Here is a 15,330-nt window from a genome sequence, read left to right on the forward strand (position 1 = left end):
TTCTGGAATCCCCGGCAAAGAGGACTATCGTGCCGGAAGGGCGATTTCTTTCGATGGCGTCCTGCTTGACACACAGGAACGGTTTTACATATAATGAAATTTAATTGGATCGTTTGCAAGGCTATGACAGAAAGCAGTAGCTGTACGCCGTATTTCAGAGAGCCGATGGTTGGTGGGAATCGGTTGTGGTCGCAGCGAACTCGTTCTGGAGCCAGAAGGTGAAGGGAAGGATCGTCGGAAGAAGGGTCCGAGACCTAGCCGGATCGTATTCCCCGCGTTAAGGGGCTGGAGTGGACAGGGGCAAAGCATGCCGGCTGTCAACTAGGGTGGTACCACGGGAAGCAAAGCTCTCGTCCCTAGCTAAGGCTAGAGGCGAGGGCTTTTTTGTTTTTATTCGAAGGAGGCATAAAGCAACATGGCACAGGAAGTCAAAGAACAGCAAGGATATAACCCGCAGGCGATTGAACCGAAGTGGCAGCGCTATTGGGAAGAGAACAAAACGTTCAAGGTGCTGGACGACGATAGCAAGCCCAAATTTTACGCCCTGGATATGTTTCCGTATCCTTCCGGCGCGGGACTGCACGTAGGCCACCCGGAAGGGTACACGGCCACCGATATTGTGTCCCGGTACAAAAGAATGCGCGGCTACAACGTACTGCATCCGATGGGGTGGGATGCGTTCGGTCTTCCGGCGGAGCAGCATGCACTCGATACAGGGGAGCATCCGCGCGACATTACGATCAAGAATATCAATAATTTCCGCAGACAAATCAAATCGCTCGGCTTCTCGTACGACTGGGACCGCGAATTCAGCACAACCGATCCCGATTACTACAAGTGGACGCAGTGGATTTTTATCCAGCTTTATAAAAAAGGTCTCGCCTATGTCGACGAGGTCCCGGTCAACTGGTGTCCCGCGCTGGGAACGGTCCTCGCCAACGAAGAGGTGATCGACGGCAAAAGCGAACGCGGAGGCCATCCCGTCATTCGCAAGCCGATGCGTCAGTGGGTGCTGAAGATTACCGAGTACGCAGAACGCCTGCTGGAGGATCTGGAGGAACTCGATTGGTCTGAAAGCATCAAGGACATGCAGCGCAACTGGATCGGTAAATCCAAAGGAGCGGAAGTGACGTTCGCTATCGACGGGCATGAGGGTGACAGCCTGAAGGTGTTCACGACTCGTCCGGATACGCTGTTCGGAGCGACATACTGCGTTTTGGCGCCGGAGCACGAGCTGGTGAATCGGATCGTGACGGAGGGACAAGCCTCGGCGGTGAAGGAATATCAAGAGCGTGCCGCCCGCAAGAGCGACCTGGAGCGTACGGATTTGGCCAAGGAGAAAACCGGAGTCTTTACCGGAGCCTATGCCGTCAATCCGGTGAACGGCAGCAAGGTGCCGATCTGGATCGCCGATTATGTACTGGCGGGCTACGGAACGGGAGCCATTATGGCGGTGCCGGGACATGACCAACGGGACTGGGAGTTCGCCAAACAGTATGATCTTCCGATAATTGAAGTGGTGCAGGGCGGGGATCTGTCCAAAGAGGCTTATTCCGGCGACGGTCCGCATGTGAACTCCGGCTTCCTGGACGGGCTCAACAACGAACAGGCCATCGGAGCCATGATTCAGTGGCTTGAGGATAACGGCAAAGGCCAGGGCAAAGTGACCTATCGTCTGCGCGACTGGCTGTTCAGCCGCCAGCGTTATTGGGGCGAGCCTATTCCGATCCTTCATCTGGAAGACGGGACGATGAAAACCGTGCCGGAGGATCAGCTGCCGCTGCTGCTGCCGGAGGTCGACGAAATCAAGCCGTCCGGCACAGGAGAATCGCCGCTGGCGAACGTAACCGAGTGGGTCAATACCATCGATCCGGAGACCGGCATGAAGGCCCGCCGCGAGACGAACACGATGCCGCAATGGGCGGGCAGCTGCTGGTATTACCTGCGTTTTATCGATCCTAAGAACGATAAGGAAATTTGCTCTCCGGAGCTGCAGCGCAAGTGGCTGCCGGTCGATCTGTACATCGGGGGCGCGGAGCATGCTGTGCTCCATCTGCTGTACGCGCGCTTCTGGCACAAGGTGCTGTACGATCTCGGCGTAGTGAATACGAAGGAACCGTTCCACAAGCTGGTCAATCAAGGGATGATCCTCGGCGAGAACAATGAGAAAATGAGCAAGTCCCGCGGGAACGTCATCAATCCCGATGTCATTGTCAATGAATTCGGAGCCGATACCCTGCGCTTGTACGAAATGTTCATGGGTCCGCTTGAGGCGACAAAGCCGTGGAGCGCCAACGGCGTAGAGGGGGCTTACCGCTTCTTAAGCCGGATCTGGAGATTGTTCATCCAAGAGGACGGGCAATTAAGCGCGAAAATTAGCAGTGAGGAAGAGGGCAGCGAGGCGTTCAAACGGGTTTGGCATCGTACCATCAAGAAGGTGACCGAGGATTTTGAGGCGCTGCGCTTTAACACGGCGATCAGCCAGCTGATGATCTTCGTGAATGAGGCCTACAAGACGGATCGTCTTCCGAAAGCGGCTATGGAGCACTTTGTGCAGTTGCTTTCTCCGCTTGCGCCGCATCTGGCCGAAGAATTATGGGAGAAGCTGGGCCATAACGATACCGTAACTTATGAACCATGGCCGACCTATGATGAGGCCTGGACCGTAGATAACGAGGTGGAAATCGTCGTTCAGGTGAACGGTAAAATCATTGAGCGCGCGACGGTTGCGGCCGATGCCGATGAAGCTTCTATGCGGGAGCTGGCTGTGAATCTGGATAAAGTGAAGGATGCCACGGCGGGTAAAACGGTCCGTAAAGTCATCGTGGTCAAAGGCAAGCTGGTCAATATTGTAGCAGGATAAAAAGGATAAAACGGGCAAGCATCAAAAAAACAACCGCCCCCCGGATGGCTACGGGCACGGCGGTTCATAAGGAAAAGACGTGAAAGCATCGCGTTCTTCATCGGCTTTGGTCCCGAAAAAGCGGGCTTCCACCTTTTCCAAATCTTCTTCGTATTTGGCATGAGTTGTGCGGATCAAGTCGTAAAAGACGCTGCACAGCTCTTTTTCCATTATACGGAGTCCTTCCTCTGTAATTCCGCCGGGTACGGCTACACGCTGCTGCAGCGCGGCGGGAGTAAATCCTCCATCTGTCAGCAGCTTGCCCGTCCCCAGCGTCATTTCGCTGGCGAGCCGCGTCGCCTCTTCCTCGGAAATTCCGGTGGCCGAGACGGCTGCCTGGATATACTTTTGAATGAAGAAGGCGAGGAAGGCAGGTCCGCAGCTGGACAGGTCGGAGGAGATTCGGGTGTGTTCCTCGGATATGCGAATCGGAGCGCTTACGCGGGATAACAAGTTTTCGAGCCGTTTCTGATCTTCGGCCTTCATCCGGTCCCCATAAATACAAAGTGTCGCTCCGCTGAGTACATGATTTGTGATGCTCGGAATCACTTTGGCGATTTTGCAGGGCAACAGCGCTTCGAGATGCCGGATCAGCACCGGGCTGGTGATCGAAACGATGATCTGTTCGGGTGTCAACAAAGCCTGAATCTCCTCAATGACATCTTTGAACTCGAGAGGCTTGACACAGATAAACAGCAAATCGGCTTGAGAAGCCGCTTCTTTATTGGAACGGGCAACTTGCAAGCCCGGATAGTTCGCTGCCAAAAGCTCCGCTTTGGCGATGGTCCGGTTGGTCGCCACCACGTTCTCCGGGTTTACAGCGCCGGAGCGGATGAACGTTTCAATAAGCATACTGCCCATGCTGCCTGTTCCGATGAAACCTACTCGCATGACGATCCCTCCTGTTTCTTCATGTATATCAGGGAGGATATGAATTTATGCATCAATTTACCAATAAAAAGAGGTGATGAAGATGGGATCAACGAAAGGGGGAGCGGGATGATGCGAATCGCTTTGATCGCGCTTGCTGTCGGTCTTTCCGCGGCACTGCTGATGATTTATCCTAAATGGGCGGAGCCGCCCGCGTCAAGCTTCATTAGCGCCGATGCGGAAATGCGCAGGCTGCTGCTGGAACAAGCGGAGCAAAAGCCCCCATCGCAGACGGTTCCGGGCGGTCAGCAGGAGGGAAAGCCGCCGGAAACAAAGCCTGTGGAAGATCAAGGGCCTGCGCCGGAGCTCCCCAAATCCACTTTGGAAGGGAAAGGTTCATCCGCCGCAGAGGAGGCGGATCAGGCCGTTGCGAAGTCGGGCAAGCTGAATCTGAACACGGCGACGGCGGAGCAGCTGGATGATCTGCCCGGTGTCGGTCCAAGCAGAGCGCAGGCCATTTTGGAGCTTCGTCAGCGGTTAGGCGGCAAATTCCGCTCCCCCGACCAGCTGCTTGAGGTCAAAGGAATCGGTGCGAAAACCTTGGAGAAGATCAAGCCTCATGTCACCGTAGAGCCATAGCGGAGTATTTTATAGACAACGCTTTCATTTTGGGGGGAAATATGCGAAAATAGGTACGATTATTCATTTTATGCTATGATTAAGGGGGACGTATTTGATGTCTGAAGAACGCAAGCTCGCGCTGGAAACATTAGCTGTCCATGCTGGACAAGAGATTGATCCTGCCACGATGGCTCGTGCAGTGCCTTTGTACCAGACGACTTCCTACGGGTTCCGGGATACGGATCATGCGGCAAATCTGTTTGGATTGAAGGAATTCGGCAATATTTATACCCGCTTGATGAATCCGACGACGGATGTGTTCGAGAAGCGCGTCGCGGCATTGGAGGGCGGACTTGCCGCTCTGGCAACGGCATCCGGACAAGCCGCCATTACGTACTCGATCCTGAATATTGCCGGAGCGGGAGATGAGATTGTGTCGTCGGCCAGCTTATACGGCGGTACATATAATCTGTTCGCGATCACTCTGCCCAAGATCGGCATCAAGGTACATTTCGTCGATCCGAGCGATCCGGAGAACTTCCGTAAAGCGATTACGCCGAACACGAAGGCGGTATTTGCGGAGACGATCGGCAATCCGAGAGGCGATGTGCTGGATATCGAAGCGGTGGCTTCCATCGCCCACGAGAACGGCATTCCGCTCATCCTGGACAATACCTTCCCAAGTCCATACCTGTGCCGCCCGATAGAGCACGGTGCGGATATCGTCGTTCACTCCGCCACTAAATTCATCGGCGGCCACGGTACATCGATCGGCGGCATCATTGTAGACGGCGGGCGCTTCGACTGGAAGGCGAGCGGCAAATTTCCCGGGCTGACCGAACCGGATCCCAGCTACCATGGACTTGTTTATACGGATGCGCTAGGTCCGGTCGCATACATAATTAAAGCACGCGTGCAGCTTCTTCGCGACATGGGGGCGGCCATTTCTCCCTTCAATTCTTTTTTGATGCTGCAGGGTCTGGAGACTCTGCATCTGAGAATGGAACGCCACAGCTCAAACGCACTGAAGGTAGCTGAATTTTTAGAGCGGCACGACGCGGTCGAATGGGTAAGCTATGCCGGATTGCCAAGCCATCCTTCCTATGATCTGGCCCGCAAATATATGCCTAAAGGCCAGGGAGCCATTTTGACGTTCGGCATCAAGGGCGGCGTGGAAGCCGGACGCAAGGTGATCAACGCCGTGAAGCTGTTCTCTCACCTTGCCAATGTGGGCGATTCGAAATCGCTGATCATTCATCCGGCCAGCACAACGCATCAGCAGCTCAATGAAGAGGAGCAATCGGCCGCAGGCGTCAGCCCCGGCATGATTCGGCTGTCGATCGGCACGGAAGCGATTGAAGACATCATCTACGACTTGAATCAAGCGATTCAAACCAGCCAGAAATAAGGGAGCGAGCATGACATGACAGCCCGCAAAGATTGGGACACGTACTTTATGGATATCGCCTATATGGCATCCACCCGTTCAAGGTGCAACCGCAGACATGTGGGCGCGGTGCTGGTTCAAGGGAAAAAGCTCTTGGGCACGGCTTACAATGGGGCCCCCTCGGGCGTCCCCGATTGCTCGGAGGCCGGCTGCATGCTGGTGGAAGAAATTGAACTGGTGCCTGCTGAAGGGAAAGAACAGGTGGTCAAAAAGCAGCGGTGCATCCGGACCATTCATGCGGAACAAAATCTGCTCCTGTTCACCGATCGCGAGGACCGGGAAGGCTCGGTTGTGTATGTAACCGATCAGCCGTGCTGGACCTGCGCCAATATGCTGGCGAACAGCGGCATCTCAGAGATCGTGTATCACCGGGCTTATCCGAAGGATCATGACAAGGTAAGCGCCTTGATGGAGCAAAAAAAACTTACGTTCCGTCAGTTGGAGAAGTACGAGCCGCCGGCAAGCACGATCTCGGAAGTCACAAATTAAATCACTTGGAGGAAGAACCTCTTTTCGGACATGGTTAGCCATGTGTTCGGAAGGAGGTTTTTTTGTTGGCAAACAGAAGGGAGCTGACAGGTATCGGGAGAAGACCTATCGTCATGCTTGCCCTGTGCTGGACGCTGGGGTATGCCGTAGCCTTGGTATACCCGATGGCCTGGATGAATCTGTTTCTTGCTTTCGGCGCCGGGATTTTTTGCTGCCTGGTGCTCATGCTTAAACCGAGGGGCTCGGCCTGGTTCGCAGGTATGCTGATCGCTTTGGCAGCGGCCGGATGGTACGGAGAGTATGATGCCGGCAACAGAAGTCTGATCCGGCTTGAGGCTGAGGAGACGAACGGAGCGGGATTTCGAGGCAGAATCATGACTCCTGTGGAGGTAGACGGTGACCGGGTTTCTTTTCAGGCGAAGGCGGATCGCGTATCGCTCGCGGAGGGTTTTCCGCCGGAGAATGGGGGTCGAGGGGAGCTTGTTCAGTTTTCGATCCGTCTAGTAAAGCAGGAAGAACAGGAAATGGCGAAGCATTGGCAAAGAGGGGATAAGATTGAGCTTGAAGGGACGTTATTGCGGCTGGGGGAGGCCCGTAACTTCGGGGGCTTTGATTACCGGGACTATTTAAGGTTTCAGCACATCCACTGGCAAATGACGGCCAAAGGACTGGATGGAATCAGCGTGACCCCACCCGCCTTCGGGGAGTGGGGAGGCTGGCTGGTTCTTCGCGCAAACGACCGGTTTCGCGAGCAGCTGGCTGCCAAAGTGGAGCAGCTGTTTCCTGAGGAACAGAGCGGCTTTATGAAAGGCATGCTGATCGGTCTGGAGGATGACATCGACCCGGAGCTCTTCGATCAATTCTCGCGGCTCGGACTTACGCACATTATCGCCATTTCCGGCCTTAATGTCGCGATTTTTCTCGCCTGCTTGATTTGGCTCATGCGCCGGTGCGGTTTCACGCGTGAAACGTATTTGCTCACGGCCATTGCGTTGATGCCCGTCTATATCGCCGTGACGGGCGCGGCGCCTTCCATCGTGAGAGCGGGGATCATGGCCATGATCGGCTTATATGCGGCCTATCGGCACCGGTTGAAGGACGGGCTGCATATTGCGCTGATCGCCGGTGTCGGGATGCTGATATGGGAACCGTATTATTTGGTGAACGTCAGCTTCCAGCTGTCGTTTCTGGTGACGCTGGGGATCATCCTGGGCGTCCCGGCGATGAATAAGCTGCTTCCCTTGAAGCGGCCCAGGCTGCGCGATGCCGTTTCCATTACCGTCGTAGCGCAATTCGTTTCGTTTCCGCTTACGATTTATTATTTCAGCCAATTTTCGCTGCTTTCTTTTGCGGCTAATTTTTTGCTTGTTCCGGTATTCAGTATGATCGTTATGCCGGCGGGGACGGCGGCGATGCTGCTGTCTTTCCTTTCTCTTTATATCGCCAAACCGTTTGCTTGGTTCGTCAGTCAGGTCAATACCCTTCTGTTCTGGATTGTGGACGGGTCCAGCCGATCGGAGTGGTTTCAAACCATTTGGCCGAGCCCGGAACCGGTATGGATCCTGATGTACTACGGTTTGCTGGCGCTGCTTGTGGTGCTGATGCTGGGCGAGCGGGATTCGCAGGAAGCAGGGGAAAAGACTGAGCCTATGCTGTATACCATGGCGGAGCATAGAGGCCGGGAGCGCGCGCGGCGGTGGATCCGATATGTACTGCTGCCGGCCGTAATCGTTAGCTTCGCCGCGGTGTTGTGGACCGGTTACGATCCCCGGCGGGAGAAGGCGGAGGGCAGAGTGCATTTTATCGACGTCGGTCAAGGGGACAGCATCTTGATCCAGCCGCCGGGAAACGGCGGCAGCCTGCTGATCGACGGCGGGGGTACCTTATCCTTTCGCAAGCCGGGCGAGGAATGGAAGCAGCGGCGGGATCCGTATGAAGTCGGCCGGAAGCTGCTCGTGCCGCTGCTCAAAAAACGCGGTGTCCAGACCATCGACGAGCTGATTCTAACCCATCAGGATGTCGACCATTTTGGCGGTTTACAGGCGGTTATCGAACAAATCCCGGTGAAACGGCTGATTTTTAACGGGACGCTGAAGCCGGCTGCCGGGGTGGAGAAGCTGTTCCAAACCGCGCTGGACCGCGGTATTCAGCTTGTCGATGCGCGTGCCGGAGACCGGTTGGAGAAGGGACAGGGTACGGTGCTCCATTTTCTGTATCCGTTCCGGGAAGCGGACGGTTCGGGGCTGCGTTTGGAGCAGGACCAGAATCCGAGCTCCATCGTGTTTCTTATGGAGATGTCCGGGACGCGGTGGCTGTTTGCAGGGGACATCGGCGAAGGGGCTGAACGGAAGCTGCTGGAACGGTGGTCGGCATTGGAGCCGGGGACGTCGAAGCTTCTGGAACCCCCTGTTGATGTGCTGAAAGTAGCGCATCATGGAAGCAAATCTTCTACCTCCGAGCTGTGGCTGAGGGCGTGGCGGCCCAGGCATGCCGTGATTTCCGCAGGAGTGAAGAATGTGTACGGGCATCCCCATCCTTCGGTACTGGAGCGGCTGGCCGCGCATCGGGTGAGCGTCCACCGCACCGACCGTCACGGCGAGGTGCAGATGACCGTTCGCGAGGGCAAAATATATATGCGCACAAAAATGAAGGAATGAGACGCGAACTTTCTGGGGCTGACGGCACTTTCCGTACCCGCCGGATTTTCTTCCGAAGGGCTGCCGGTCGGCTTGCAATTCATGGGCAGACCTTTTGGGGAAGGTGAAATTTTATCCGTTGGTCATTGCTACGAACAGTACACCTCTTGGTATAAAGAACTGCCTAAAGAAGAAATATGGGTTGCCTAGCATGGGGAAGCTTCGGCTTCCTTATCTTTTATGCAGGAAAGGGAGATCGGCATGCAGGAAAATACTGTACAGAAATCGGCAAACAAAGGTACGGTCATCGCTTCGGTGACGACGGCCAGCATGTTTGCAGGCATTCTGCTCATTCCGCTGCTGCTGCAGGAGGTGCTGCATTACAGCGCTCTGGCTATGGGACTTATCCTTCTGCCTCAGGCGCTGGCAATGGGGCTGGCAATGGGGCTGGCTATGACAGTCGGCGGACGTATTGTGGATCGGCACGGCGCAGGGTGGATTTTGCCGTTAGGCCTGCTTACGGTCTCATGTATGTCCATCGCTCTTGGATTTACCGCAGGACAAAGCAGCCTTTGGGCTTTGGTTGTGCAGCTTAGTTTTCGCGGTTTAGGGCTGGGGCCCATCCATACCCCGGCCATGACGGTGGGATTGAACGCGTTACCCTTCCGGCAGGTATCCCGGGCGATGTCTATGAACCACGTCGCAGCGCAAATTACCGCCTCTGTGGCGGTTGTCTTATTTTCTTTGTTTTTTGAAGCCAAAAGAAGCGTATATGCGCTGCTTATGCCCGTACAGGAAGCGGGGGTATTGGCGGTGCAGCAATTATTTCTGGCCATGGGCGTCATGGTGTTGTTCGCGGTGCCTGTCTCATTAAGATGGATGCGCAAAAAGCACCGCGGGCAGTTGGATGCCGCTTGCGCCTGTAAACGATAAATATTCCCGTTGGTTGAAAAAAGCGGAATGATGAATGCCGCTTGAATAAACGGCCTGTTTTTGTTATGATCTTCACCTGTGCGGCATGACCGCGGGTGGGTGAGGGATAATACGAAACAGGGGAAATCGGAATGCTTTCGTCCAAGCGATTCAAGGCCAGTATGCTGGTGCTGCTGGGAGCTGCATCATTTGGCATTTTGTCGACCTTCGTCAAGCTGGCTTACAGCTATGGATTTACGCCGGGCGAGGTGACGGGCAGCCAGGTGCTGATCGGGTGGGCCGCGATGTGGCTGATCAGTTTGCCGTACTGGCGCACATTAAAACGGGTGGCGAGGCGGTCGGTATTCAAGCTGATCGGCAGCGGGCTTTTTACCGGGCTTACAGGCGTCTTCTATTATTACTCGCTGCAGTCTTTGGACGCCTCGTTCGCCGTGCTGCTGTTGTTTCAATTTACGTGGATGGGACTTCTGATGGATTGGTTTCTGCACGGCAAATCGCCCGGGCGCTTTCAGGTTGCGGGTGTGGCCGTTATTCTTGCCGGGACGGTGCTCGCCTCCGGCTTATGGATGGGAACGACAAAGCCCGTTAATCTATCCGGAGCGGGACTCGGATTGCTTGCGGCGGCGAGCTACACGCTGTTCATCTATTTCAGCGGCAAGGTAGCCGTCGAGGTGCCTGCATTGCTGAGAAGCTCGTGGATGGTTACCGGGGCGGCTATCGTGGTTTTACTGATTTATCCGCCACAGTTTTTGTGGAACGGCTCGCTTGCCGAGGGGCTGTGGCTGTGGGGAGGCATTCTGGCCTTGTTCGGCATGATCCTGCCCCCGTATGTATTCGCCAAAGGAGCGCCGCACCTGGATACGGGGATGGCAGCCATTCTCGGAGCGGTAGAGCTTCCCGTCGTGATCATCGTCTCCGGGCTGCTGCTTGGAGAGCGGACGGGATGGGTGCAGTGGCTCGGCATCGGTCTGATCCTTGCAGGCATCATCTTGTCTGAACGGAAAAGCGCCATGAAGCGGACAGACCCGCCGGCAGGCAAGCTTTAATGAAGAAAGACCGCTCTTCCTGGTGGAGGGGCGGTCTTGCCGTATGTGCGTTTCGTTTAGCCGGCGCTGCCATTGTAACTGCCACGGGGTCCTGAGGTCCTTTTGCCGTTATCGGACGACGCCGGCATGGATCTGTTCTGTAAATGCTTTGTAGGCCTGCGATACATATGCGTCCCTGCGCCGAATCAGCACGGTCCATACACGGCTGTGCTTATGCGCAATGGGATGGCAGCGGATGGAGCCTTCCTCTGCTTTGCGCTGAACGATAGAGCGGGGAAGCAGGGAAATGCCCAATCCGGCGGCCACGCAGCCGAGAATCGTTTCGAGCGTGCCGAATTCCAGAATTTTTACAGGCATGACGCCTTCCTCATGAAGCCACTGCTCCATTCTGGCACGGTAGGAGCAGCCGGCGCGAAACGCCAGCAGCGTACGTGAGCCCAGCTCTTTGGCGGAGGCCAGCGGAGGGTGTGCGGCATCGGTAACGATCATCAGTTCTTCTTCAATGAACGAATCCTGCAGAAGGTCCGGGTGCTCCACGGGTCCGGCGACAAAAGCGCCGTCGAGCTCATAATCCAGCACGGCCTGAACAAGCTGTTCCGTCGGGCCGGTGACTAACGTCAGGTTCACTTCCGGGTAGGAACGATGATAGGAGGCCAGCAGCTCGGGCAGACGCACCGCAGCCGTCGTTTCCATAGAACCGATGGCCAAGGAGCCTTTTGGAGCAGTTCCGTCGGTCACGGCCCTGCGTGCTTCCTCCATCAGGCGCAGCACTTGGTCCGCGTAGCCCTTAAGCGTTTTCCCCGCAGGGGTCAAGGTAATGCCGCGGTTATGGCGGTAAAAGAGCGGCGTTCCCAAATCGTTTTCCAACTGACGGATTTTGGTCGTGATATTGGATTGTGCGTAGCCGAGCTGCAGGGCAGCTTTGGAAACGGTTCCGGCTGCCGCCGCCGCTTGGAAAGCTCTGAGCATGTCGATATCCAATTTGCGCTCCTCCTTTTTCTGATATCTCAATTTCAGATAGGTCATATCAATATTACGTATTTTACATGATATCAAGAAAGCGTTATGCTAACAATAGCAGGCTGCTAAAAAAAACTACGGCGGCATGAATAACATACATGTTATTTGAGCCATTGGTTTTCTAAATTTTTAAGATAATTTTGTGGATCGCGTTTAAACCGTTTGCGCATAACACTATCGCTCAACCGGTTATTCCATTTTTCTTTCTGTTTCTTGTAGCTTGTGTAGTCGACCATCCTTAAACGGGCGATTAGGTTTTCCTGTTTAAGTCCATCATCAACGAGCACAACCATCTCACCATTCCGTAAGATGTATTCGTTCCAGTTGCGTAGCCCGGTCATCCGACGGTGTCGTGTCTTCGTAGCTCGGAAGAAGCGTTCCAGATCGTTGTTCGTTCTTGGCACATGATAATGATCGTAGCAAGTGAAGAGTCCCTTCCAGAATCCCTTGCTGTAACTAAGGAGATTGTTAACCATTTCCAGATCATTCTCTTCGGTATAGGAAAGCCGAACCCAATCCAACAGCTTTGTCATTTCCCATTCAACTGTCTTGCTTGTCTTATCCATGCTGGGTTCAAGGATTTCTGCAATGTGACGGATTGGCTTCATCCAGCGAGCGACTTTCTCGTATTGTTGCTGAAGGGAATCGACTTTACTAAATATTCTGAAAACGTTTTGAAGTAGGGTGGCCCCCTTTTTTATCCAAGCATTTTTGAAGGGACGCTTGAATGGCTTGGGCCTGTTCATAGATACGCATACCGGGTAAATCTAATGGAGGATTTCCGTCTTCCAAGAGCAATGCACGTACGGCAGCAACGTAACCCTTCGCGATGCTTGCTTCTTGTGAATCCGACTGTTCGATTTTCCGCTCGACTTCACGAATGCCGCGCATGCTTTTCTTGAGCTCGGTCTTTAACTTTCGATCGACATCAACAACCGGTTTCGCGATGTCTTTTAAATAATGGTACTGGCAATATTGATAAGGCACATCGGGCAAAAGCGTCTCCATCGCTAGACGAATGGATTGCTGTCCATCACTAACAATACCGACGATCGGATAGCCTTGCTCGATGATCGGTTGGATGAGCGTTTGTAACTCGGCAGATGAACCACTTTTCATGTTTTTTGCTATTAAGACAGTACCGCTGAATACTTCACGAATTACATAAAGTGTCTCATTGCCTTTCTCTGGCTGGACGCCATCCATAGACAAGATAATACCGCCGTTTTGTTCTGTGACTTCAGCCAGCACTTTCTTCGTATGTTCAGTAAGACTAGCAGCAAGCAATGTTTGATACCGTTCATACAGATTTTGTGCGCTCCGTTCGGATGTCTGAACACCTCTCGCGTTCAATTCATCCGCAATCTCCTTGCGGGTCATATGCCGTTTGAAGCGAAGTTCACCAACTAGGCAAACAACGTCGAAGCCGTAAGGAGAATGCTTCATGCTTATTGCTTCTGCTTCCGCCGATTTGTAGTATACACCTGGCTTCGGGCAATCTGGATTTTCGCAATGGTAGGCCATGCTCCAAACGTGAACGACTTCTTTCAATGTGGCGATTTTCTTATTCCATGCTGTATGTGAACGACGTAATTTCTGTTGGCAGTGAGGACAATTCTTATGTTCAGGTCTAAAGTATATTCTCCGTTGTGGACGCAGACGGTTTTTGGAAAGCAATGCGGGTCAACTCCTTTGGAAATTTTGACCGTAATTACTTCGACAAACCGTTAGGAAGATCCTGTTAGTTATTCATGCCGCCGTAGAAAAAAAATGGGGACCGGAGGAGGAGCGGGCATGACGGTATGGGCAGGACGGCCGCTTGGTCTTTTAATCAGCGGTGTGCTGGCGCTTTTTATAGCCATGGGCGTCGGCCGTTTCGCGTATACGCCGATTCTGCCGTTTATGATGGAACAGCAGTTTTTCGGAGAAGCCGGAGCGGGAGCCCTTGCATCGGCGAATTATGCGGGGTATTTGGCCGGCGCCGTGATGGCGGCGTGGTTCTCGGGCAGCGAGCGGAGGCTTGGACGGCTCAAGCTCTCCCTCGTTATCAGCGTGCTGACAACTGCTCTCATGGGATTGACGACGCTTTTCCCGCTATGGCTGGCTCTGCGGTTTATTTCCGGCTTTGCTGGAGCGGCCGTATTCGTGTATGCTTCCGGCGTCGTGATGGACGGCCTTGCGGGTCTGCGGGGTTTTGCCGGCGCTTCGGGTGTATTCTACGGCGGAGTCGGGGCGGGAATCGCCGCTTCCGGACTTGCGGTTCCGCTTCTTGAGGAATCCTTTGGCTGGCAGGGCACATGGCTGGGGCTCGCGCTGCTCTGCGCCATGCTGTTAAGCACGGGCTGGCGGGGGCTGCAGGAGGTTGGAGACCGCAGGCCTGCGCCGCCCGCATCCGGCTCTTCCGGAAAAGGCTTTCGCCGCGTGGACCCGCGAATGCTTCGCCTGCAGCTGGTATACGGCCTGGAAGGCCTGGGATACATCGTGACCGGAACCTTTTTGGTCGCTTATGCCCAAAGTGTGCCCGCTATGAAGGAGCTTTCCTACTGGAGCTGGGTGCTGGTAGGGGCGGCAGCTATGCCTTCCTGCTGGATGTGGTCCAAGCTTCAGGGGTACTGGGGGCAAGAGCGGACGCTCTTCTTTTCCATGCTGCTGCAGGCTGTCGGCATTCTGCTGCCTGTGGTTTTCCCGACAGCATCCGGTTTGGCCGTCGGGGCGATTCTTTTTGGAGCCACGTTCATGGGCATTACGACGTTGGCGGTTTCATTGGCAAGGCGTCTGGCGGTTTATGATGCGGGAAGAAGTGTAGGATTGCTCACCGCCATCTACGGCGCAGGCCAAATGGCCGGTCCGGCGGCTGCAGGCCTGTTCGCCGCTCTGTCCGGGAGCTATCGATGGTCGCTTGCCGGAGCGGCCGTCATCGTTTTGATCGGCGCTTGCATTATCATCATTCCTATTCACGCGAAAGGACGATCGACATGCCCTATGTAAACATTAAGATTACGAAAGAAAATGTGACGACGGAGAAGAAAGCCGAGCTGATTCAAGGAGTAACCCGGCTGTTGGCAGATGTACTTAACAAAAATCCGCAAACGACCGTTGTCGTCATTGACGAAGTGGATACGGATAACTGGGGGATCGGCGGCGAGTCGGTCACGGTACGCAGAAAGCAAGGGAAATAAAGCCAAAAAGATTTCAGTCCGCAAGCGCGGCGCTGAAATCTTTTTTTGTTTTCGCGAACGAAACAAATAAGCTTTCCGGACGTATATTAAACTGCAAAATATGGCAGCTTAACGGCGTTTTCCTTCTATATACCTGAAAGGAAATATTTGATATTCTTAATAGAGTTAAAGACGCTGCAACATTTTT

Annotated in this window: 14 protein-coding genes and 1 other annotated feature; of the genes, 10 read left to right on the forward strand and 4 right to left on the reverse strand. The window is 54.3% G+C overall.

Annotation, left to right across the window (positions count from 1 at the left end; all coding sequences use genetic code 11):
• Positions 1–114 precede the first annotated feature (114 nt).
• Positions 115–361, forward strand: a binding site (T-box leader).
• A 54-nt stretch (positions 362–415) separates the two neighbouring features.
• Positions 416–2,863, forward strand: a complete 2,448-nt coding sequence (gene leuS, locus IJ22_RS04265) for a leucine--tRNA ligase (RefSeq protein WP_062407488.1) — start codon at positions 416–418, stop codon at positions 2,861–2,863.
• Positions 2,864–2,911: 48 nt separating this feature from the next.
• Here leuS and comER read toward each other — a convergent pair whose 3' ends face one another.
• Complete coding sequence (comER, locus tag IJ22_RS04270; protein ID WP_062407490.1) at positions 2,912–3,793, reverse strand: late competence protein ComER; 882 nt, start codon at positions 3,791–3,793, stop codon at positions 2,912–2,914.
• A 108-nt stretch (positions 3,794–3,901) separates the two neighbouring features.
• Here comER and IJ22_RS04275 point away from each other — a divergent pair, with 108 nt between their 5' ends.
• From IJ22_RS04275 to IJ22_RS04300, 7 genes are all read left to right on the forward strand, one after another.
• Positions 3,902–4,411, forward strand: coding sequence for a ComEA family DNA-binding protein (locus IJ22_RS04275; protein WP_235594253.1), 510 nt, complete (start codon positions 3,902–3,904; stop codon positions 4,409–4,411).
• A gap of 97 nt (positions 4,412–4,508) precedes the next feature.
• Positions 4,509–5,801 (forward strand): homocysteine synthase, encoded by a 1,293-nt coding sequence (locus tag IJ22_RS04280; protein WP_062407494.1) that lies wholly within the window; start codon positions 4,509–4,511, stop codon positions 5,799–5,801.
• Positions 5,802–5,816: 15 nt separating this feature from the next.
• Positions 5,817–6,329 carry a deoxycytidylate deaminase gene (locus IJ22_RS04285; RefSeq protein WP_062407496.1) on the forward strand — a complete coding sequence of 171 codons (513 nt, stop codon included), beginning with the start codon at positions 5,817–5,819 and terminating at the stop codon, positions 6,327–6,329.
• 65 nt (positions 6,330–6,394) lie between these two features.
• The gene (locus IJ22_RS04290; protein WP_335338479.1) at positions 6,395–8,986 is read left to right on the forward strand and encodes a ComEC/Rec2 family competence protein; all 2,592 of its coding nucleotides are present in this window, start codon (positions 6,395–6,397) and stop codon (positions 8,984–8,986) included.
• Between the two features lie 12 nt (positions 8,987–8,998).
• Entirely contained in the window at positions 8,999–9,175 is a 177-nt protein-coding gene (locus IJ22_RS25960) for an amidase family protein (protein ID WP_137670529.1), read from the forward strand.
• A 51-nt stretch (positions 9,176–9,226) separates the two neighbouring features.
• Positions 9,227–9,898, forward strand: a complete 672-nt coding sequence (locus IJ22_RS04295) for an MFS transporter (RefSeq protein ID WP_160327344.1) — start codon at positions 9,227–9,229, stop codon at positions 9,896–9,898.
• A gap of 131 nt (positions 9,899–10,029) precedes the next feature.
• Positions 10,030–10,944 (forward strand): EamA family transporter, encoded by a 915-nt coding sequence (locus IJ22_RS04300; protein ID WP_062407500.1) that lies wholly within the window; start codon positions 10,030–10,032, stop codon positions 10,942–10,944.
• Positions 10,945–11,052: 108 nt separating this feature from the next.
• Here IJ22_RS04300 and IJ22_RS04305 read toward each other — a convergent pair whose 3' ends face one another.
• From IJ22_RS04305 to IJ22_RS04315, 3 genes are all read right to left on the reverse strand, one after another.
• A complete protein-coding gene (locus IJ22_RS04305; protein ID WP_062407501.1) occupies positions 11,053–11,925 on the reverse strand; it encodes a LysR family transcriptional regulator in 873 nt (290 codons plus the stop codon).
• Positions 11,926–12,065: 140 nt separating this feature from the next.
• Positions 12,066–12,572, reverse strand: a complete 507-nt coding sequence (locus tag IJ22_RS04310) for a hypothetical protein (RefSeq protein WP_054820364.1) — start codon at positions 12,570–12,572, stop codon at positions 12,066–12,068.
• Positions 12,573–12,618: 46 nt separating this feature from the next.
• Positions 12,619–13,641 carry a transposase gene (locus IJ22_RS04315; RefSeq protein ID WP_139170768.1) on the reverse strand — a complete coding sequence of 341 codons (1,023 nt, stop codon included), beginning with the start codon at positions 13,639–13,641 and terminating at the stop codon, positions 12,619–12,621.
• Positions 13,642–13,758: 117 nt separating this feature from the next.
• Between IJ22_RS04315 and IJ22_RS04320 the strand changes: the two genes are divergently transcribed.
• Both IJ22_RS04320 and IJ22_RS04325 read left to right on the forward strand, forming a co-directional pair.
• Complete coding sequence (locus IJ22_RS04320; protein WP_062407505.1) at positions 13,759–14,952, forward strand: YbfB/YjiJ family MFS transporter; 1,194 nt, start codon at positions 13,759–13,761, stop codon at positions 14,950–14,952.
• Positions 14,940–15,143, forward strand: a complete 204-nt coding sequence (locus IJ22_RS04325; RefSeq protein ID WP_054818538.1) for a 2-hydroxymuconate tautomerase family protein — start codon at positions 14,940–14,942, stop codon at positions 15,141–15,143. The genes IJ22_RS04320 and IJ22_RS04325 overlap by 13 nt, the downstream gene beginning before the upstream one ends.
• The last annotated feature ends 187 nt before the right edge of the window (positions 15,144–15,330 follow it).

The sequence above is a fragment of the Paenibacillus naphthalenovorans genome, assembly GCF_001465255.1.
In the GTDB taxonomy this organism is placed as follows: domain Bacteria; phylum Bacillota; class Bacilli; order Paenibacillales; family NBRC-103111; genus Paenibacillus_G; species Paenibacillus_G naphthalenovorans.